The following is a 19,715-nucleotide window of genomic DNA, read 5'->3' on the forward strand; positions in this document are numbered from 1 at the left end:
CCTCCGTCAGTTGCACACGAGAGCATCTACCAGGCCGTTTATCGCCCCTCGTCGGGACTTCTCCGACCTTCTCGCCTGGCTCCGCAGCATCGTTCTCCTCTGCGGACCAAGCGGAAGCAGCGCCGCGCACATCAGCGTGGTGATCGCCGTCGAGCACGATTCGAGCAGCCCATGCTGACGATCCATCACCGGCCGTTCGACCCGGAGGACCGTTCGGAAGCCGGGCACTGGGAGGGAGATCTCATCATCGGCAAAGATCAGCGTTCAGCGATCGGCACCCTCGTCGAACGACAGACCCGTCTCCTGCGACTGCTGCACCTCCCGAGGCGCGATGGCGACGCCCTTCATGACGCGATCACCGCCCGCATGCGCGACCTTCCTCCAGTGCTGATGCGGTCGATTACCTGGGACCAGGGGACCGAGATGGCACGCCATCTCACGATTACGAGTTCGCTCGGCGCTCCGGTGTTTTTCTGCGACTCGCATTCGCCCTGGCAGCGCGGGTCTAACGAGAACATGAACGGCCTCCTCCGCGACTATTTCCCGAAGGGCACATCTCTAGCCGCTCACTCGCCAGAGCACCTGCTCGACGTCGAGAACGAGCTCAACGACCGCCCCAGAATGGTCCTCGAAGACCGCACTCCCACCCAGCTCTTCTCTGCGCTGCTAGCCTCACAGAAATCCCAAGTGTTGCGACGTTGACTAGAACCTGCCTTGCCGCCCAGGGGTCAGTATTCACGCGCCGCCGAGACTTGAAGCCCGATCGCGAAGCTAGCCCCCTCCCGAGGGCCGGGTATTCCAGATTCGGTGAGAGTGAGTGCCCAGCCTGCGGGATGCGAGCGGCGAGCGAAATGTGAAGCTGCGTCTCCCATGTCAGCATGCGCGACCAGATGGCCTGGCTGTGGCACGGTCGTATGAGCTCGTTAGCCTCATTGTGTCTACAGAGGGAGCAGGCACGCTGTGAATCCAGCAATGGTTAGCGGTGGTCTCGACGTCAGTTCCCACGCGACGTCGCATGACCCTGCACACTCACCAAGCCCGGAGAGGTGCCGACCGGGTTGAACGAGCGCTCCGCCTCGCCTGTCGGTCAGACCCCGCCGAGGGGCGTCGTGCTTCTCATCAACTCTGATCCCACGCCTCGACGAGATACCAGGTTGCATCGTCCAGGGCTGAGATAGCTTCGACATCGGCCGAGGCAAAGTTGGTTTTGATCTCCGCCCCCGGCGCGTGGAAGAGGTACGGGTAACCGCCATCCTGCAGCATCCGAGCCCGCCCGCCCTCCGATGCGGTGAGCAGATGATCCACCCAGGTTCGGTACGCAACGTGCGCGACCTGCTGAGACGTGAGCGTGCTGACATAGTCCGCTCGCTCCGCGTATGGGAGCTTGCCGATCCGCTGGATGTCTTCTGCGCTGACGTGAGAGCCGATCTCGTGCACGCGGGCGTCGTATCCGAGCATCAGCCGATCCTCTCAGTCTTCGAAACAGGAACTTACGGGGGTATCCAGGGCGGAATCGGGTGGCGCGTTAGAGATTCAGTCCGTGGGCGCGTGCGAGCAGATCGGCCACATCGTTCAACCCCTGCTGTCGGAGGTAGGGAATGAAGTGCGTCATGGGTGGCTGATTCGAGCGGTACGGGTTCGAGTCCGCCCCACTATGCAGCCCTCCCCCCGGCAACGTCGAGAGCCCTCCTCCTGGAAGGGTCGACAGTCCAGCTCCGGGAAGGGTGGAGAGTCCGCCTCCTGGGAGAGTTGACATACCCCCGCCGGGAAGGGTCGATAGGCCTCCGCCCGGCAAGGTGGACAGTCCACCCCCGGGCAAAGTCGACAAACCGCCGCCCGGGAGGGTCGATGCCCCATCACCGGGAAGCGTGGACATTCCTCCGCCGGGGAGAGTGGACAACCCTCCACCAGGCAGCGTCGACCGGTTTCGCGGCCACGTGTTTCGTTCAGTCATGCGATGAGCATGCCCCACCGCGACCGGCGCGTGCATGGAACCGGCACCTTGTGAGGCGGTCGGAGTGGACTCGTGCAACCGCCGTCGCGACGCGTGGCCGTCGTTCGCGGCCTGTTTCGCCTAACGCCGCCGCGCCGGATCTTGCAGGGTGCCGACGATAGAGTCTGCGATGAGCAGTGAGTTTGAACCCGTCACCACTGGCTCGACGGAGGTCGGTCGATGACGAACGAAGTGCAGCCGGATGCACGCGTAGAACCTCGCCAGCTGCTCGGCACGTGGGCGAACGGTTCCGATGAGTGGGCGCGGTTCATCGTCCGTGTCGTGCTCACTGGCGCTGGGCCCCTCGACGCCGACGAACAGGATTACGCCTACGCGCTGTTTCGTCAGGAGAAGGCCTTCGATACCCGGGATCTGCCAGCGGAAGAGCCGCTCGCGATGATCGACCGGGAGGATGAAGCGCTCGAGCCGCTGATGGTCACGTCGCTGTCTGACGTCGCGGGTGTGAACGCGTTGATCAGCGGCGGTGTTATCGAGCCGCACGAGGGGCTCACCATCCTCTTCGGGGAGAACGGTACCGGCAAGACCGGGTACTCGAGAATCTTCAAAGCTCTCGCCGCGAGTCGCACCGCCGATGTCATCCTGGGTGACATCGAGGCGACTTCCCCGCAGTCCCCGTCCGCGACGATCGGCTACCTGCTCGGAACGGAAGCGAGAACGTACGAGTGGACCGGGCAACGAGGCGTGGCGCCCTTCACGCGAATCTCGATCTTCGACAGCCCATCCGTCAGCTTCCACGTCGACGACGATCTCGAGTACGTCTACGTCCCCGCGGCGCTGGCCCTGTTTAACCACGTCATCTCCGGCATCAAGGCCGTCCAGGCCCGTATCGATACCGCGATCAGTGAGCTCCGCTCAGGCACTACCGGTCTGCTGACGCGATTCCCGCGCGCGGCATCGGTGTACCCACTGATCGAGACACTCGGTGCCGCGACGGACCTGGACCAGCTGCAGGACATCGCCGACAACGACCCCGACGTCGACACTCGCATCGCAGAGCTCCGCCGCACCGTTGCGGCTCTGGAGGCTGACACGATCAGCGCCGAGATCACCGTGCAGCGGCGCGTCGAACGCGTCCTCATCGAAGCAGCTGCGGCCGCAAAGACGATCGCTAGTTTTGACCCTGACACGTACGCCAGCGCGCTGCGCACCCTGGGAACGCTGCAGACCGATTACCAGACCTTCCGCACGGCCCTATTCGAAGCGGCGGACCTACCTGCCGCTCCCGACGACACATGGACCAGGTTCATCAAGGCCGGCGAAGAATACGCGACACACCTCAGCGCACACAATGCGCACGACGCGGAACGTTGCCTCTATTGCCGCCAGCCACTCGATGACCCGGCGCGCGCACTCATCGGAAAGTACTCCGAGTACCTCGAGGACAAGATCGCCAGCGACATCAACGCCGCGAAGGAACGGATCGATACCCTCACCGCGCCCGCCCTCACCGCCGGAACCGCCGACCTCGACGCGTTCGTCCGCGACCACGCCGCAAGCAACCCTCCCCCAGGCTTCTTCCCACTCCTGCAGAGCACTCTCGACACGCTCTCGACACTGGTCGGGTGTCTCCACAACAGCACACCCGTGACAGCCGACACCCTCACCCACGCGCCCTCCACTGCTCAGGGTCTCACCGACGCGCTCAGAGCGACCAGCGCCAGCCTCGTTGAGCTGCGAGCACAGGCCTCGCGACGCTCTGAAACCCTCGCAGAGAAGAAGAAGGAGCTGGTGGAGCTCGAAGCGGCTGCGGAACTCGCCCGCTCCTGGGCGATCATCGAACAGCACGTGCGCGACGCGAAACAGGCCGACAGGCTTGCACTGCTCGCCAAACCCATGCCCGGGTTGCTCCGCGCCGTGACCGGCCTGGCCAAGACCGCCAGCGACCAGATGATCAACGAGAGCTTCGACGCCCTATTCGCAGAGGAACGTGCCGCACTGCGCGCACCCGAACTGCGCGTCGAGTTCGTCGGTCGCCAAGGACGAGCACATCGACGCAAGGTACTCACCGGCAAACACAAGCCATCCAAAGTGCTCTCCGAAGGCGAGCAAAAGGTCCTCGCAATGGCGGACTTCCTCGCCGAAGCACGACTCGCCGGCATCACCGCACCCGTGATCTTCGATGACCCCGTCTCCAGCCTCGACCACCGACGCATCAACGAGGTCGCCCAACGCGTCGCATCCCTCGCAGACACGACTCAGGTCATCGTCTTCACACACGACATCTTCTTCGCCACAACCCTGTTGAACCTGATGGCCGCGTCCAAACGGTGCTCCTACTTCCACATCACCGACGAAGACGGAAAGGGGCAGGTAACCCGCGCCACCGGACCACGTTGGGACAACATCAGCAACCTCAAGAAGAACATCAACGAAACCATCCAGGCAGCCAAGAGCCAGCAGGGCGACGCCCGCGCTGCCCTCGTCCGCACCGGCTACGACTGGATTCGGTCCTGGTGCGAGGTGTTCACCGAGACCGAACTGCTCCAAAGCGTCACCCAGCGTTACCAACCGAACGTGCGGATGACAGCCCTACCGAACATCAAGACTGCCGCCCTGCCGGCTGCGATCGATACCGTGAACCGGGTTTTCGAAGAGGCCTGTCGATACATCGACGGCCACTCCCAACCGCTCGCGAGCCTCAATGTCAGCCCCACCCTGGCCGGACTCGAAGGACACTGGGCCGAGTTGACCGCCGCACGAGCCGCGTACCTCAACGCCGATGACTGACCGGCAACGAGCGACCGGGCAGATCGCGGGCTGAGGTCACCTCGCGTCCAGATCGATTCCGAATCGCCTCGTGACCTCCGAAAATGGCGCGGCTTCGCCTGAGGAACGGCGCTCTCGCAAGATCGCGGCAATCTCGCTATCTTCCGACTGCAGGTCCGTGAGCCAGGCATCGATGAGCTCGAACGGGATCGGGGCGTAGTCGAACGCGTCGACCCCGACGTGAAACTGGTTAGCGTTGGGCCCCTCATCGCGCGAATGAGTGTACCCGTGGATCAACGGAGTTCCGTCATCGACCGGTCGGTGCGAGACATGACGGTCGAACTCTTGGGAGTCACCGCGGTAGGGGTAGTGCGATGCGATCAAGCGCCGTCCGCTTCGTCGCCCCGCGATCACCTCCGGCAGGATGATCCACCCGGCGTCCTCATAGAGCGGTGTGAATCGCTCGATCGCGGTCCGGGTTTGCGTCGCCGGCGACAGGCGGTCGTGGTTGCCGGGGACGAGGAACCGTCGACCATTCAGACCCGCGGTGAGCGGAAGCGAGTGCTGGATGGATCCCAGAGCGACATCCCCGAGATGAAGAACGGTGTCCCCCGGCGCGACCGTCTCGTTCCACCGACGCAGCAGTTTGGCGTCCATCTCCTCCACGCTGGAGAACGGTCGGCCGGCAAGCTCACTGATGCGGGCGTGGCTGAAGTGGGTGTCGGACGTGACGAAATCGACCTGATCGAAATCGAACGTCGCATACTCGGGCGATGCGGTCACCGGTAGCCTCCCTGGATCTCCTGACGGACGGCCTCCATCACCTGGGCCAGGTCGTTCGCTGCCAAGAGATCGACGGGCCGCGCACCGTCGAGGAACGCGTTCCTCGCCACAAGCCACGCGTCAACCACGCTCTCGACCCAGATCGCGAGAAGCGCGTCACGAACGATCTCGGTATCGTGCTCCACGCTCGCGCTGACAAGCGCGCGGCCGACCGCGGCGGCGTCTTCTCCGAAGAGCGGTCTGTTCTCATCAGGCATGCGGTTTCCTCCACTCAACTCGGCAACAGCGTGAGGCGATGCCCTCACGCACGTGAAGGGTCTCCGGTTGAACGTTCGGCGTTCGTGTCGAGCAGCTCGCTGGCTTCGGCCAACGTGTACATCCTCTGCCACCCCGCGTCGCCGTGACGGGCGATCGCGATCGACTCCCGCGTGTACGAAGCGGGGTCACCTGGCACGGCCCAGTGCTCCACGCCGTCAGGGCCGATCCAGTAGTCCACGAAACACTCCCCGCACGGCATCTTGTACAGGCCGGGCACGGTCGGAGCGTCGGCGGTGTTCTCGGCGATCTCCTCCCTGATCGCGTCGAGAATGGCGTCGCTCTCTTCGGTCATTGCCGTCCCCCCAGTCGAGTGTCGAACCGACAACCCTCTCACTACTCCTCGACGAGCACCAGGTCTTGGCCGCTCCGCTCGCCACTGCCCGGCCCGATGATCACACCTCGGGAAACCACTGCCGGTGTGGTCGTGTCGCTGCGTGCGCGGACATCGTGGCCGCCTCCGCGTGGGCGGAGCGCGACTCCGGCGTCGCGGAGCCGTCGGGCGATCGTGCTCGCGCTGCAGCCGGCAAGGTCCGCGAGATGCCGGATTGTGCGGTGCTCGCCTTCGTATTGGTTGCGGAGCCACGCATCGTCGATGCTGATCGACGGCCTTCTTCCACGCCGGGTGACCACGCCGAGCTCTGAGAGCGCGCGGGACACGGTCTGGCGGGATACGCCCGTCTTGCGGGCGATCCCGTACGTGGTGCCGCCGGCGTCGTAGACGCGGGCGAGGTCGGATGCGGGGAGGATCTCGGTGAGGTCTGCGCGTGCGGTGCGCGCCGTTGCCCAGGGCGGCGGCGGTGCCGGCGAGTCGGGCGAGGTGGCGTCCGACTCGTCGAGGGGTGGTGACCACGTGAGCGGCTCGTCGATCTGATGCGCCGCGAGGAACTCGCGACCCGCGATCTCCAGCTCCACCCGCACCTCACGAGGCAGGCTGCGCTCGAATGCGAGGACCGAGTTCGCTGTCACTGCCGGGCTCTCCCACCCGGCGGGGGCGGTGCTGATCGGGTTGCCCGTGACCATGCGGTGGAGCAGGGCGCGCGCGTTTCGCCAGCGTGCCCCGCCACCGGGATGCACATTCAGTCGCCAGCAGAGCTGGGTCCACTGCTCCTTGGGCAGCAGTGTGGTGCAGTCCAGCGCGCGGCGGCGGGCGTAGTCGATCGGCACGTCGTGGGTGTCGAGGTATGTGGCGAGGCGGAGGATGGCGCGTAGGGTGCCGGTCTCGTGTTCGCGGCGACCGAACTCGCGCATGACATTCGTCACCCGCCGGGAAGGAGCTCTCGGATCCAGCAGGGCAAGCGCGGCAGCGTGGGTGAGGCGGGTCCCGGTGAACACGACGGCGGCAGACAGCGCTGGAGCGACGATCTCCCGATCGATGCGGTGCGCCGCGTGCCGCAGCATCCAGTCATCCCAGATCTGCGCCGGCACTTTCCGTGCACGTTCTGCGGGGTCCTGCCCGCTGATCGGCGCGGACTGGAGGAACACGGTGGGCCGCCGCTTCCGACCAAACGACGCCGCGATCAGGGTCTGCAGCTGCGGGGTGTGCATCGTGTACGCGGTGCTCGCGGCGAGACGACCCCGCAGCAGCCCCGTGATCGTATCGGGGTTCTCCAGCGCGGCGATCGCGACCGCGTTGCCGACTGCCGCCTCAAGCGCCGTGTCCCCGGTGTCCGACGTCGACGTTGCGAAGGAATCTGACAGGTCTCCCAGGTCTGCGGGGATGACCCCGGCGGGTGTGGCGCCCTCGCCGGCGAGGACGCCTCGAGTTACACGGGCGAGGAGGCGCACGTCTTCGAGAACCGAAAGGGCCGGTTGGGGGGCGTGCTCGTAGATACCGAAGCGGGCCTGCCCCGAGGAGACGATCTGCATCAGCCGCCGCTGCGCAGCGCCCACAGAAGGCGGCGCGTTCACGACGGGCCTGCCGGAGGCCAGATCCCCGCGGCACCGGCTGGCGTGCGGACCGGTGCCCGCTCCGTCGGTGGGGTTGTGGCATTGACCGGGGACCGGGACAAGCACGAGGGGGTGCCCGACCCGGCGCGGCGGCCGGTCACAGACCGGGCACGTGTCGGCGAGGAGGCGGCGATGGCGGTGGCAGGCGAACCCGAACGGGAATTGCCACGACATCCGCCACCTGCCATCCGTGTCCGCGAGGCACTCCGGGCAGTACCGGCCACCGGTGCCACCGGCCGGGCACCGAGGACTGACCCGACCCTGCCGGGTGTAGCGGATCGCGTGCTGCGCGAAACGCATCCTGGTCATCTCATGGAACATGTCCGCGCGGATCCCGGTCGCCGCCTGCAGGCGGGTCGCCTGCGCATCGCTCAGCTGTGTTGCCCACCCGTTGGCCATCCACGACGTCGCCGACACCGCGACCCCGTCGCGCTGCTCGATGAGGCCCAGGGCGCACCCCATCTCGCTGATGCTCGACTGGTAGGTCGATGCCATCGTCTCCAACCACGAATCGAACGGCTCATCCGGCAGTGGCCGGACACGGAACGGGAGAACCCGAACCTCGTCGACGCGGCCGGGCGCCCCCCTCACGCGGCCGGCCGTTCGGGCTCATCCGACTGGTCGGACTGGTCCAGGTGCTTCTTACGGCGTCGGTCTCGCTGGGTACGCTCCTGCTGTTTGTGTTTGGCTTCCAGCTCGCCGCGTTCGGTCTCGGCGCCCTCGTCGATTCGGATGTCGTCGAACAGCTCCCGGTCAAGGCACTCCCGGCCGGTGCGGATCGCGCGAGACGCACCACGGCGGATGAGGTCCATGAGCGAGCCGATGTTGCCGGTGGTGCGGGCAAACAGGTATCGCGACAGATCCACGAGCATCCCGTCGCGGGCGTCCGCGAGAACCAGTGACTGCTCGAGATGCCACAGCAGCCGGCCCCACTCAGTGCGGGTGTGAGCGTTACGCAACGAGTACGGGTCCAGGCTGAGAACGGTCCATCGCCGGAAGGTCTGCGCCATCGCCGCGTCCTTCCCCGTGTGCCCCTCACCGACCAGACCCCGCTCCCGGAGAGCGACGCCCGCGAAAAGGAACGTCGCGTTGTACTCGTTGGCAAGCCATTTCAGCTGGTTCGCGACCTCCACCCCGTCACGGGTGCGCATGTTCAGGAAGTGCAGATCATCGACGATGACCAGGCGGGTGTCGTGCCGTTCGATGCATTCCGCCGCAGCCCGCGCCAGATCCCGCCCCGCCATCGCACGGTGCAGGATCCCGGCCGTGGCTGGGTGGGCGTAGAAGCCGAGGATCATCATGTGCAGACCCTTGATCGTCGGTCGGCCCGTCAACGTCACATGACACACCGGCAGATGCCGTACATCCCTGTCCGCGTCTAACCACTCTCCGGCCTCCGCGATCCGCTGTTGGTGGAAGACGCGGCCGAAGTTGTTCACCACGGTCGACTTCCCCAGCGCCGGCGGGGCGTCGATCGCCGCCGCGGACTTCACCCGGTCGGAGTCCTGAAGATTGGAGTCCAGGATGTCCGCCAGCTGCAGCTCGATGTCCTCCACCTGCCGGGTGCGCAGCAGGATGTTCGCATGCCACACTCGCCGCTCCAGGTCGTACGCTGCGCGTTCGCGAGCCGGCAACGAATCCAGCTGTAGGCGGGTGGGCTGCTCCGGGCGAGTGCGGGGTGGACGTTCAGCGAAGTCCGTCCAACCCTCGTAGGTGGACAGGCTGCGCTGACGGGGCGGCGGCTGCGTTTGCGCACTTGGCGACGTCATCGGAGCTTCTCCATCGGCTCGAAGTGATGGTCCCCACGGATGCTGGGTTCGTCGATGTCGTCCTCATCGTCGTCGTCGCCGGTGTCCGGCGAAGCGACCCGACGACCGGGGTCCTGCACAGGGCCGATGAGCTCAGTGGCGAGATCAGAGGAGCTCGACAGTTCGGCGTCAAGGAGGCGCTGGACCGTGCGCAGCGACCACACCCCGTCCGGGTCGGGCTCCCGCTCATTCAGCTGGGCGGCCATGCGGGCACTCATCCGCCGCTCTGATGGGGTCAACCCGCGCCCGGCTCCCCAGTCCTCCAGCAACTGCGCCGCGACATCGTCGACCTGTGAGGGCCGACCCTGGCGAACGGCGATCTTCTTCGCGTACTCCAAGGCGTCCAAGCTGAACGGGGTGTCGAAGCTGCCCTTATGCTCCCACTCGAGGGTGTGCCAGGTGTGATCCTCCGGGTCGTGGAAGTAGATCTTGGTGAGGTCGTCCGGATTCACCACGAACGGCCATTCCGTGCCTTTGTCGCGGTGGATCGACCGTGCACGGTTGCGGTACTTCGCGACCGAGTCGCCGGTGTAGCGGAGCTTGTGGATCTCCACCCCGTAGTGATTGAACTGCCGCTTCACGACCGGCAACAGTTCCAGGAGCACGTTCCGGTCGGTCGGCATCCGCATCGTCCCCGCCACGGCGAGGCCTTGGTCGTACCGTTGCGCGGGGCTCATCTTCACGCCGGGCAGCCCAGGGTCGACGAGGGAATCGTGCGGCCGGAGGTGATAGACCGTCGCGATCCACTCGCGGACGATCTGCTCCAACTGCGGGACGGTATACACCGCCTCGGCCTCGACGTCGTCGCCACGACCGGACACATCAGCGCCCTTATAGCCAGGGAGCTCCTGCAACAGGGAGTCGAGGGTGCGGAAGAACCGTTCGACGGGGCTCTTGTCGGTCGGCTGGTAGATGCGAGCGGGCTGGATCGAGATCCCTAGTCGAGCGCATGCCGTGGTGACGTGTTCGGACAGGAACGGGCGGCCGTGATCTATCACGATCGTTTCCGGCAGGATGCCCGCCCGAGTGAACCGGGCAACATCGGTGCGGGCGGGATCGACGAGCACCGCATCGGGGAGCCCGTGGTACGGCCAACGAGCTGGCGTGCCCCAGCTCTTCGGGATCTCGAACGGCTGCATCGCTTCGGCCAGGACGCCGGACACGTCGATGGACTTCGTGGATCCCGGCGTGAGTCTCAGTCCGAGGATGCATCTGGAGTAGAGGTCGATCGCGACGGTGAGGTCCGCGCACACCCACTTTCCGGTGACCGGTGCGACGGCGAACACGTTCAGCGGTGTGGTGTCCAGAAGGACGAACTCTCCCGGGCGGGTCGCCGTCAGGCGGCCGTAAGGCGCGGGTGGCCGGTTCGCTATTGACCGTTTGGCTTTCGTTGACCCGGAGAACGTTGCTCGCCCTCGAGAGAGCTCGTCCAATGCCCGGTAGCCGCTTGCAGTCGATGGAAGCGTCACGACATCGGGTCCGTGGACGCGCTCGACGCGGGCGGCGATGCGGGCAAGGATGATCTTCTTTTGCACCTTGGACTGATTGCCCTGTTCATCGATCACGGTCCGGGCGGCGTCGACCCAGCGCGGATCGAAGTTCGTCAGCGCCGCTCCCGTCCGAGACCTGCGGGTGTCGATCAGGCCTGCTTCGCCGGTGTCGCGGTAGCGAGATACCCAGCGTTCCAGCGTCCGCGTCCCGATGCCGAGCTCCTTGGCCTTCGCGGTCTGCCGTTCTCCCAATGAACGTTGTGGGTGGAACTCGAATCGCGGTTCTCCCTCTCGGGCGATCTCTCGACTTCCCGATTTGTACCCGGTAAGCACCTCGCGGACATGATCGGCGCGCTCATGGGCGGCCGCGTGGGCGGAGTCGGTCGCATCCGACCAGACCAGCATCAACGGCTGCGACTCTTCGTCATCGGGAAGTCTCCCCGGGACGTGCGCGGTACCACCCTCGGAAGCAGGCCGCAGCACGTCGAGCATCCGCAGCCGGCGAGTAGTCCCATCCGCGGTGCGGACGATGACCGCTCCATCCCCGATTTCCGCGACAGTGCACATCTCGCCGTCGTAGACGAGCTGTGCGCCCGGGGCAACCATCCATGTGTTCTTCATCCCGACGGGTCCTCTCTGGAAGCTGACGTCAAAAGGCTGGTCGTCGACAGGGGCCGAGTCAGGTCGGTGTTCAGGCGCCGCATCCACAGCAGATGCAAGACCAGGGAACGCGCGAACCTGCTATCACCCTCAATAGGAGCCACGACTCGCACCGCCTCTCCTAGGGTGAGGGGAGTGCGGAGAACCTCGGTCGCAGCGGCAACCTCGGCGTCCGGAAACTGGAATCGACGCCGGTAACCTCCGAGGAACTGCACGTTGGCTAGCACCACGGGGTCGGGTTCGGATTGCACCCGGTATTCCCAGCCGTGCCCCTCGATGACACGCCGGGACCAGGCCAAGGAGTCGCGAACCTTCGGTCGCGACAGTTTCTCGGCAGGCTTCACGTCGACCACGCACGCCGAGTCATCCGCGTGAATGATCAGGTAGTCCGGGACGTGCCTCCGCGTGGTGCCTCGGTCATCGCCGTCGACCAGGAATGGCTGCGAGAGGATCCACACCACCCGCGGATCGAAGTCCGCCAATAGGAGGTTCACGTACTCGAGTCGCGACTCGTATCCGACCGGCGCCTCCATCGTAGCCGACCAGTAGGAGCCAGAGAAGTGCCGTTGTTTGCGATACCAGCGAAACTCCCGCCACGGCACCGCCGTGTCGAACTGACGAAGACGAACATCGCGCAGATCGCTGACGTCGACGCGATGATCGGACCTGCGGATCCGGATGGTCGCCTCCGGCCCCGTCACAAGCCGCCGACTCTCCGCCGCGGGACTTCACCCGAACTGCCGCTTGCGGGAGGCCGATCTGTGAACATACGGCCATCCTGGAGGCCCGTTGACGCAACCATCCATGAACGAATCCCACGCAATTACGTAAGTCACGTCGTACCGAATGGCTCTTGTGGCCAACCCGTTTACGTAGTACGTGACGTACGTTTCAGTGAATGTCACATTCACTGTACGCTCGAATCCGGCGGAGTCAAGTTGTGTAGGTCAGGTAGACAACACCGGAAGGAGAATGCCTCCGAATCACCTTCGCGTAGGTGCCGGGCGTCGGCGACCTATGCGAAACTCGGGGCATGACGATAGTGGAGCCGATCGCACCGGAGGAGTCCCGCCTGTTCTTCGGCAACAGCTACATGAACGCCGTCGTCATCGAGATCGCCGCACTCGAAGGCGAAACCTTCTCACCCAAGCAGATCGTCGAAGCGACCGGACTGCTGGGGAGCATCGTTCACCCACTGATCCACAAGCTCCGCGACGCACACTTCCTCGAATTTGTCGGCCGCGTTCCGAGGGAGCGGACCCTGCTCTACCGGATCCGCGACAACTACTGGTGGGAAGCGGCACGACGCTACGCCGCCGATCGACAGGCGACGACGGAGCGCGCTGCCTCGTAAGCGTCCGGCGACCCCGCCGTCCCCCGTCCTCTGGCGCTAATCATCCACCCCCGCGCAAACGTCGCCCGTGCGATCGCTGCAGATGGATGTCCGACAAGAGAGATCCGTCAACCGGAGGCGACTTCTTCTCACCGTCGCTTCAAACTCGAGAACGAACCAACGGCAGCTGCTGTGACATCGTCATTCCGCCGAAGCGACAGTGCAGACTGGGACCTCGTCTGCGCGTCGTCGGGGACGGCTCGAGCGCCGCGCAACTTGCGCGTCCGCTCTCTCGTTACGCGGCGACGCCCGTGCTGAGGTCCGTTCCGGTCAGCGAAACGAAGTGGTGTCGAGGTCCAGACGCGGCGTGTGGCAACGCGATCAAGTGCGCCCCGGCGATCGGCGTGCTCGCTGCGAGGTGCGCACCGAGCAGACTGGTCGCCACACCTGCCACCGCGGCGAGGTCAGCGGCAGAACCGTGGAAGGTCGGCACCGAGCATCCACGAGTAGGGACGATCTCATCTCCGGCGAGAGGTTCCTGCCACAGTCCGTGGTACAGCTCGAGATCCGGATCAGCTCCCACGACCTGGCCCGCCCGGTTGTCTATGGTCGACGGCGACGCGCTGCGCGGAGGGCAGATCGTGACCAGCCCGAGTGTGCCGGACGCGACATCGGTGGCGACCTGGACGATCACTGCGCGACGCTCCGCCACATCTGCGGTGGCATCAAGGACGCTCGTCACGGCGTTGCTCACCGTCGCGTCGATGATGATGTCCGCACCAAGCACGGCTACGAGGTCATCGGGGATCGCGCCGTCGGCGACATGGACGACGATGTCGTCACGAAGCGACCGCAGCCGCGTGGCGAGTGCTCGTGCCTTTGTCTCGCCGATGCTCGTCTCGGTGTAGTTCTGCCGCACCAGCAACCCCCCGGTCACGACTCCCGGGTCGCAGATCGTGATCTCTCGTGCGCCCGCACGGACGACGAACTCGGCGATCCAGGATCCGAGGCCCCCACAACCCCACACGTGCACGGACTTTCCTGCGAACCCGTTGACGGGACGGTCCACGTCGCGGCGCGTAGTGACGGCTTCTCGTTCATCGGACATGTTGCACCATTCGATCGGCACCTCGACGTCGAGGAGGGTGGGATTCAGGTCCAAGGCCGTTCCTCGCTTGCGGCCGACTGTGCGCAGCGCGTTCGCGACAGCGGGGGTGAGCCGACCGCAGAGCAGATGCGGTGGCCCGCCCGCACCGTGTGGGACGGCGAGGACGAAGTACTGAGGCGAGCCCGCGGGGCTGCGAAGAGCGGCGGCGATCAGCATTGTCGTGAATGCCGGAACGAGCGGGGCATGGCGGCGCACCGGTCCGAACGCGCGGGGTGTCGCGACGTCGGCGGTCGGGTGGTCAATCAGGTACAGCAACGGCACCAACGACTCGGTCGCCCCGAACGGCAGGTCAGAGAACAGTCGCACCACCGGCACGATCACCTCGCCGCGGTCACGCCAGGTGAGATCGAACCGTGCGTCGGTTCGTCGGTGCAGCGTCGCGGTCGTCACGCGCAGCGCCGGGAGATCCTCGCGGGTCACGACGGTCGGTGTGCCCGGCGTGCGGTGCAGCACCCCGCCGACGGCGTGGTACATGGCCGTGGACGGATCGAATCGTGCCGCGGCGGCCTCGACGAGCCAGCCCCAGAGCCGGTTCAGTGTGGCGCTGACCCCGCTCTGTGGGTGCCACTCGCGGGACGGGTCCAGGTAGATGCACAGTCGAAGCCCCTGCAACACGTGCGGGAACCCGAGGAAGCGGGTATGGGTGACTTCCACGGTCGGCGGGTGGAGGGGGCTGGCCGGGATGCGCAGCACGAAGGGCTCCCAGCGGTGCAGCTCCAACCCACCCGCGACGTGCTCGATCGTGTCTGTGTTCAGCTCGATCGGAACGCAGGCGTCACCCTCTGGTCCCTCGCTCGCCGCGCCGCACCGAAGCTCGCGAGCGCGCGTTCTCGAGACTGCCCGTAGCTCCTGCAGTTGGTTCACCTGCCAGGGCGCGAAGGCAGGCTGCTTCCGCTTGGTCATCCCGCGCGCCCCGACCTCCCCGTCGTGGTCTCCTTCGCCGGGGCGGCCGGGGCGAACTTCGCAGGGCCGCTGCCGGCGGGCGCCTTGAAGCCATCGCCGAACAGCGCCTGCCACTTCTGAACGCTGCGGTCCTTATCCGGCTCGGCGTAGGCGTCCTCGATCTCGGCCGCGTGGACGTGGATGCGGTCCCGGAAGTACGAGTAGGTCTCGTCGGACCACCGGTGATCGAAGGTCACTCCGGATCCCGACGGGTCAGCGATCGACGGCCGGTTCGGTCGAGCCTGAAGCCACTCGTCAAGATCCGTGACGATGGTGCGCAGCGCGGTGAGGAGGTTGCTGTAGCAGGACGGGTCGATCATCTTGCTGAGCTCGCTGACGCGCTCTCCCAGCAGCGTGGTCAGAAGGATCGACCTGGTACCGGTGAAGGAGTTCTTGTGATCACGGAGGAACTTGATGAGGCGGATGACGCGGCGGAGGTTTCCGCCGGCGATCTGGTCCTGTTTCTTCATCCAGTCCGTAAAACCCTGCGGGTTCGTGTCTTCCCAGATGTTCTCGTCGCGGTTCACAATCACCTCACGCCAACCGGAGAGGATGACGTGCGGAACGATGTCCACGTGCATGTCGTTCGCGTACGAGACCCGCACGCAACGGCATTTCCGGGTAAGGGGCATCTGCCCGTATGTCGGATGCCGCTTCAGGGCGTAGTAGACCTCGTCGATGTACGTCTTCGGGCTGGTCGACCAGTCCGGGTTCTCTTCCATGTCGAGCATAAAGTCGGCGTCGAACACCTTCCCCTTCTGGGGCTGGATGATCGTGCGATGTGCCCACGATCCCTGCGGGGTCTTTCCTGAAATCATCGCCCCGATCGTGGCATCCGCCGTGAGCGCCGCGTAGATCGCGTCCACCCTCGTCTCGAGAGTTTCCAGCTTGAACTGGCTGAGGTTGACGGTGTCCTTCAGAAGGACATCGAAATGGTCCGCGAGCTGCATCAGTGGGCCTCCGGTCGATTCTCGGATGTCGATCCCGTTCGGGTAGGGATCGAGAAAGCAGGTGTGTAAGCCGCGGCACGGTGCGCGGCGAATTGCGCCTGGTACGTCGGGCTGAGAATCCGGCTGGCCGACGCCGCCAACCCGACCACGTCCTCGCGGTCCACCGCATCAAGCGCGAACGCACCCCTCGGAGTCGGGGCGTCGAAGCGTACGTAGTTCTGCTTGCCGACGAGGTGTTCGGCGATCCCTTGACCGCCCCGGCTGCTCGCGTTCAGGATCATCGACGCGGCCGGCTTCGCCCACCCGAGCAGACCAGCATCGTCGAGATGCTTGCCATGTGAGGTATCCGGCTCCATCGTGCCGATGTTGAGAACACGCACGTTGCCGATCGACGCGCCGAGCATGCTCGTCGCCTCCGCAATCGCCACCACCGATGGGTTGTTCGCCCACACGCCCCCATCGATCAGACGCAGACCACCAACCCGTGCGGCCGGGAAGTACAGCGGGGCCGCGGCCGTGGCGTTCGCGGCATCCACCATCGACGTCCGCCAATCGCGTCGGAGTCGATCATGATGCGGCGTCTTGAAGACGTGCACGCCCCCCCGCTGAACATCCCACGACGGCACCACCAGACGCTTCCCGCTGTCGCCGACACGAAGATCGCCGAACACTCCGGCCAGCGCGGTGCGCAGCGCGTCGGCGTCGTACACCGGTCGGAACAGCTGGCGCGGACGACGCCACACACTGCGACGCGAATGCGGGAAGACCTGTTCGATGAGCACCTCGTAGTGCTCCACGATCTCCGCGGGACGAAGCCCGGCGCCCAGCGCGAGCGCGATGATTCCACCCGCAGACGTGCCGGCGATCAGGTCGAACGAGTCCGCAATAACAACACCGAGGTCCTCCTCGAGTTGGGCCAGCACGTGGGCAGTGAACAACGCCTTCGCGCCGCCACCATCCAAGGCGAGGACGTGCAGGCGACCGGCCCACGCCACGTCAGCCCCACGCCCAGCCGCATCCGCGGGCATAGAGCCATCAGTCATCTCGTCACCCCCGGCGTGGTGTTGGCGGAATTACATACGTGTAATTAGGATACGCCGTTCCACCGACACTCAGTCGGTCTATGAGAACCAGGCGACCGGACCGTCGTCCTCAGGACATTGCGAAATTCGCGAATCGCTCGAAAGACATCGTGGAATCTGCGGGGCCAATCGAGGACCGTACCTGCGGCGCCTCGCGTCCGTCTACAGACGTCGTTCGCAAGAACATGACGGATCCGCCACTTGTCCGCCACTTCATCCGAGAATCCGCCATCTTCGCCGAGAACCTACACGCGCTACGGTGAGCGCGAACGGAGGACCATGGCACCCTCGGCAGCCCTCGACACCCGCCCGGCGGCGTCCTGATGGTCGCCGCCGATCACCCGCTCGCGGTGCGCGTGCGCGAGGCCCTGCCCGCACCGCGCGTCCGCGAGGTGCGCATGTTCGGAGGGCTCGCGTTCATGCTCGACGACCGCATGCTCGTGTGCGTCGACCGCGGCGACGGCCTGCTCGTGCGGGTCTCGCCGGAGCGCGACGCCGAGCTCGCCGCGCGTGCCGACGCCGGGCGCATGCGCATGGGCGCGAAGGAGCTCGGGACCGGCTGGATCCTGGTGTCACCCGCCGGCGTCGCCGACGACGATGGGCTGTCGTTCTGGCTCGACGAGGCACTGGACCACCACGCGAGCGCCGAGGAGTGAGCGCGTTCGCGGGCTCCTCCCCCGCGTGCCTCTCCCCCGACCACCCGCGCGGCGACCTGCGGCGCGCGAAAGGCGCGGTGGTCGTCGGGGAGTGGTCCCCTGCCGAAGGGATGCTGTCGCGCGCGGTCGTCGACCGGGTGCGCGGCGTGCGGGACGCGGCATCCGATCTGTCGTCCAGGCTGGAGCAGCACGTCGGCGTCACCACGCGCGCGCGACGCTGAGCGCGGCATCCGCTCGCCCGCGGACGACGATGGGCCGGAACCCGAAGGTTCCGGCCCATCGTGCGATCAGAAGCCGATCAGCCCTGAGCTCGGCGGATCAGCGACCCGAGAGCTTCTCGCGGAGTGCCGCGAGCGCCTCGTCGTCGGCGAGCGTGCCGGCGCCGGTGCTCTCCGAGGAGAACGACGACGAGCCGGTCTCGACGGGGGCGTTGGCCTCGGCCTCGAGCGCCTTGGCGACGGCGGCCTTGTGCGCCTCCCAGCGACCCTGGGCGGCGGCGTACTCCTGCTCCCACTTCTCGCGGGCCTCGTCCGAGCCTTCCTTCCAGGCGTTGGTCTCGGGGTCGAAGCCCTCGGGGTACTTGTACTCGCCGTTCTCGTCGTACTCCGTCGTCATGCCGTACAGCGCCGGGTCGAACTCGGTGCCGTTGGGGTCGACCGACTCGTTGGCCTGCTTGAGCGACAGCGAGATGCGGCGACGCTCGAGGTCGATGTCGATGATCTTGACGAAGACCTCTTCGCCGACCGACACGACCTGCTCGGCGAGCTCGACGTGCTTGCCCGACAGCTCGGAGATGTGCACGAGGCCCTCGATGCCGTCCGCGACGCGCACGAACGCACCGAACGGAACGAGCTTGGTGACCTTTCCGGGCGCGACCTGGCCGATCGCGTGCGTGCGGGCGAACACCTGCCACGGGTCTTCCTGCGTCGCCTTGAGCGAGAGCGACACGCGCTCGCGGTCGAGGTCGACCTCGAGGATCTCGACGGTGACCTCCTGGCCCACCTCGACGACCTCGGAGGCGTGCTCGATGTGCTTCCAGGACAGCTCGGAGACGTGCACGAGGCCGTCCACGCCGCCCAGGTCGACGAACGCGCCGAAGTTGACGATCGACGAGACCGTGCCCTTGCGGACCTGGCCCTTGTGCAGGTTGTTGAGGAACGTGGTGCGCGACTCGGACTGCGTCTGCTCGAGCAGAGCGCGGCGCGAGAGCACGACGTTGTTGCGGTTCTTGTCGAGCTCGAGGATCTTGGCCTCGATCTCCTGGCCGAGGTACGGCGTCAGGTCGCGGACACGGCGCAGCTCGATGAGCGAGGCAGGCAGGAAGCCGCGCAGGCCGATGTCGACGATGAGGCCACCCTTGACGACCTCGATGACGGAACCGGTGACGACGCCGTCGTTCTCCTTGATCTTCTCCACGTCGCCCCACGCGCGCTCGTACTGCGCGCGCTTCTTCGACAGGATGAGACGGCCTTCCTTGTCCTCCTTCTGGAGAACCAGGGCCTCGACCGGGTCGCCGACCTTGACGACCTCGTTCGGGTCGACGTCGTGCTTGATGGAGAGCTCGCGCGAGGGGATGACGCCCTCGGTCTTGTAACCGACGTCGAGGAGCACCTCGTCGCGGTCGATCTTCACCACGGTGCCCTCGATGAGGTCTCCGTCGTTGAAGAACTTCAGCGTCTTCTCGACCGCGGCCAGGAAGTCCTCAGCAGATCCGATGTCGTTGATGGCGACCTGCTTGGTGGCCGGGGCGGTCGTTGCGATAGTCATGTAGTGGGTTGTCCTTGTTGGGTTGGGATGTCGGGGTTCCGGCCGATCCGCGCGCATGCGTGCGGATCGGTGGGCCGGAGCCGGGTGGATG

16 protein-coding genes and 1 pseudogene are annotated in these 19,715 nt (G+C 65.9%); 5 read left to right on the forward strand and 12 right to left on the reverse strand.

The window, feature by feature from the left end; genetic code table 11:
* Nucleotides 1–9 precede the first annotated feature (9 nt).
* Nucleotides 10–702: pseudogene (locus ACSJDX_RS13330) on the forward strand (IS30 family transposase); the annotation flags it as partial.
* 417 nt (nt 703–1,119) lie between these two features.
* On the opposite strand, the gene ACSJDX_RS13335 reads toward ACSJDX_RS13330, so the two are convergent.
* Nucleotides 1,120–1,458: a hypothetical protein gene (locus ACSJDX_RS13335; RefSeq protein WP_273205599.1), complete on the reverse strand. Its 339-nt coding sequence runs from the start codon at nt 1,456–1,458 to the stop codon at nt 1,120–1,122.
* A 715-nt stretch (nt 1,459–2,173) separates the two neighbouring features.
* Between ACSJDX_RS13335 and ACSJDX_RS13340 the strand changes: the two genes are divergently transcribed.
* Complete coding sequence (locus ACSJDX_RS13340; RefSeq protein ID WP_438353133.1) at nt 2,174–4,741, forward strand: AAA family ATPase; 2,568 nt, start codon at nt 2,174–2,176, stop codon at nt 4,739–4,741.
* A gap of 36 nt (nt 4,742–4,777) precedes the next feature.
* Here the strand turns inward: ACSJDX_RS13340 and ACSJDX_RS13345 are convergent, their stop codons facing one another.
* From ACSJDX_RS13345 to ACSJDX_RS13375, 7 genes are all read right to left on the reverse strand, one after another.
* Nucleotides 4,778–5,503, reverse strand: coding sequence for a metallophosphoesterase (locus tag ACSJDX_RS13345; RefSeq protein ID WP_438353134.1), 726 nt, complete (start codon nt 5,501–5,503; stop codon nt 4,778–4,780).
* Entirely contained in the window at nt 5,500–5,760 is a 261-nt protein-coding gene (locus tag ACSJDX_RS13350) for a hypothetical protein (protein ID WP_438353135.1), read from the reverse strand. The genes ACSJDX_RS13345 and ACSJDX_RS13350 overlap by 4 nt, the downstream gene beginning before the upstream one ends.
* Nucleotides 5,761–5,804: 44 nt before the next feature.
* On the reverse strand, nt 5,805–6,113 hold the full coding sequence (locus ACSJDX_RS13355) for a hypothetical protein (protein ID WP_273205611.1): 309 nt from the start codon (nt 6,111–6,113) through the stop codon (nt 5,805–5,807).
* Nucleotides 6,114–6,154: 41 nt separating this feature from the next.
* Nucleotides 6,155–8,263 (reverse strand): TniQ family protein, encoded by a 2,109-nt coding sequence (locus ACSJDX_RS13360; protein WP_438353136.1) that lies wholly within the window; start codon nt 8,261–8,263, stop codon nt 6,155–6,157.
* A gap of 92 nt (nt 8,264–8,355) precedes the next feature.
* Entirely contained in the window at nt 8,356–9,360 is a 1,005-nt protein-coding gene (locus ACSJDX_RS13365; protein ID WP_273205618.1) for a TniB family NTP-binding protein, read from the reverse strand.
* 173 nt (nt 9,361–9,533) lie between these two features.
* Nucleotides 9,534–11,687, reverse strand: a complete 2,154-nt coding sequence (locus ACSJDX_RS13370) for a helix-turn-helix domain-containing protein (RefSeq protein WP_438353137.1) — start codon at nt 11,685–11,687, stop codon at nt 9,534–9,536.
* Nucleotides 11,684–12,427 carry a TnsA-like heteromeric transposase endonuclease subunit gene (locus tag ACSJDX_RS13375; RefSeq protein WP_438353138.1) on the reverse strand — a complete coding sequence of 248 codons (744 nt, stop codon included), beginning with the start codon at nt 12,425–12,427 and terminating at the stop codon, nt 11,684–11,686. Before ACSJDX_RS13375 ends, ACSJDX_RS13370 begins: the two co-directional genes overlap by 4 nt.
* A 341-nt stretch (nt 12,428–12,768) precedes the next feature.
* On the opposite strand from ACSJDX_RS13375, the gene ACSJDX_RS13380 reads away from it, so the two are divergent.
* Nucleotides 12,769–13,080, forward strand: a complete 312-nt coding sequence (locus ACSJDX_RS13380) for a hypothetical protein (RefSeq protein ID WP_273205625.1) — start codon at nt 12,769–12,771, stop codon at nt 13,078–13,080.
* Nucleotides 13,081–13,354: 274 nt separating this feature from the next.
* Here ACSJDX_RS13380 and ACSJDX_RS13385 read toward each other — a convergent pair whose 3' ends face one another.
* The 3 genes from ACSJDX_RS13385 to ACSJDX_RS13395 are packed head-to-tail and all read right to left on the reverse strand — an operon-like array spanning nt 13,355 to nt 17,162.
* On the reverse strand, nt 13,355–15,244 hold the full coding sequence (locus tag ACSJDX_RS13385; protein ID WP_438353139.1) for a ThiF family adenylyltransferase: 1,890 nt from the start codon (nt 15,242–15,244) through the stop codon (nt 13,355–13,357).
* On the reverse strand, nt 15,127–16,119 hold the full coding sequence (locus ACSJDX_RS13390; protein WP_438353140.1) for an SMODS domain-containing nucleotidyltransferase: 993 nt from the start codon (nt 16,117–16,119) through the stop codon (nt 15,127–15,129). The genes ACSJDX_RS13385 and ACSJDX_RS13390 overlap by 118 nt, the downstream gene beginning before the upstream one ends.
* Nucleotides 16,119–17,162, reverse strand: coding sequence for a CBASS cGAMP-activated phospholipase (locus ACSJDX_RS13395; protein WP_438353141.1), 1,044 nt, complete (start codon nt 17,160–17,162; stop codon nt 16,119–16,121). Before ACSJDX_RS13395 ends, ACSJDX_RS13390 begins: the two co-directional genes overlap by 1 nt.
* Nucleotides 17,163–17,524: 362 nt before the next feature.
* Between ACSJDX_RS13395 and ACSJDX_RS13400 the strand changes: the two genes are divergently transcribed.
* Together ACSJDX_RS13400 and ACSJDX_RS13405 are read left to right on the forward strand one after the other, a co-directional pair.
* The gene (locus tag ACSJDX_RS13400; protein WP_438353142.1) at nt 17,525–17,857 is read left to right on the forward strand and encodes a TfoX/Sxy family protein; all 333 of its coding nucleotides are present in this window, start codon (nt 17,525–17,527) and stop codon (nt 17,855–17,857) included.
* On the forward strand, nt 17,854–18,078 hold the full coding sequence (locus ACSJDX_RS13405; protein ID WP_438353143.1) for a hypothetical protein: 225 nt from the start codon (nt 17,854–17,856) through the stop codon (nt 18,076–18,078). The genes ACSJDX_RS13400 and ACSJDX_RS13405 overlap by 4 nt, the downstream gene beginning before the upstream one ends.
* Nucleotides 18,079–18,175: 97 nt before the next feature.
* On the opposite strand, the gene rpsA is transcribed toward ACSJDX_RS13405, so the two are convergent.
* Nucleotides 18,176–19,624: a 30S ribosomal protein S1 gene (gene rpsA / locus ACSJDX_RS13410; protein ID WP_438353144.1), complete on the reverse strand. Its 1,449-nt coding sequence runs from the start codon at nt 19,622–19,624 to the stop codon at nt 18,176–18,178.
* Between the last annotated feature and the right edge of the window lie 91 nt (nt 19,625–19,715).

The sequence above is a fragment of the Microbacterium fluminis genome (assembly GCF_051549805.1).
In the GTDB taxonomy this organism is placed as follows: domain Bacteria; phylum Actinomycetota; class Actinomycetes; order Actinomycetales; family Microbacteriaceae; genus Microbacterium.

Bases quoted from the DNA above. Each gene is read 5' to 3' on its own strand.
- ACSJDX_RS13335 (WP_273205599.1), bottom strand. From the start codon at position 1,458: ATGCTCGGATACGACGCCCGCGTGCACGAGATCGGCTCTCACGTCAGC.
- ACSJDX_RS13340 (WP_438353133.1), top strand. From the start codon at position 2,174: ATGACGAACGAAGTGCAGCCGGATGCACGCGTAGAACCTCGCCAGCTG.
- ACSJDX_RS13350 (WP_438353135.1), bottom strand. From the start codon at position 5,760: ATGCCTGATGAGAACAGACCGCTCTTCGGAGAAGACGCCGCCGCGGTC.
- ACSJDX_RS13355 (WP_273205611.1), bottom strand. From the start codon at position 6,113: ATGACCGAAGAGAGCGACGCCATTCTCGACGCGATCAGGGAGGAGATC.
- ACSJDX_RS13360 (WP_438353136.1), bottom strand. From the start codon at position 8,263: ATGGCATCGACCTACCAGTCGAGCATCAGCGAGATGGGGTGCGCCCTG.
- ACSJDX_RS13370 (WP_438353137.1), bottom strand. From the start codon at position 11,687: ATGAAGAACACATGGATGGTTGCCCCGGGCGCACAGCTCGTCTACGAC.
- ACSJDX_RS13390 (WP_438353140.1), bottom strand. From the start codon at position 16,119: ATGCAGCTCGCGGACCATTTCGATGTCCTTCTGAAGGACACCGTCAAC.
- ACSJDX_RS13395 (WP_438353141.1), bottom strand. From the start codon at position 17,162: ATGACTGATGGCTCTATGCCCGCGGATGCGGCTGGGCGTGGGGCTGAC.
- ACSJDX_RS13400 (WP_438353142.1), top strand. From the start codon at position 17,525: ATGGTCGCCGCCGATCACCCGCTCGCGGTGCGCGTGCGCGAGGCCCTG.
- rpsA (WP_438353144.1), bottom strand. From the start codon at position 19,624: ATGACTATCGCAACGACCGCCCCGGCCACCAAGCAGGTCGCCATCAAC.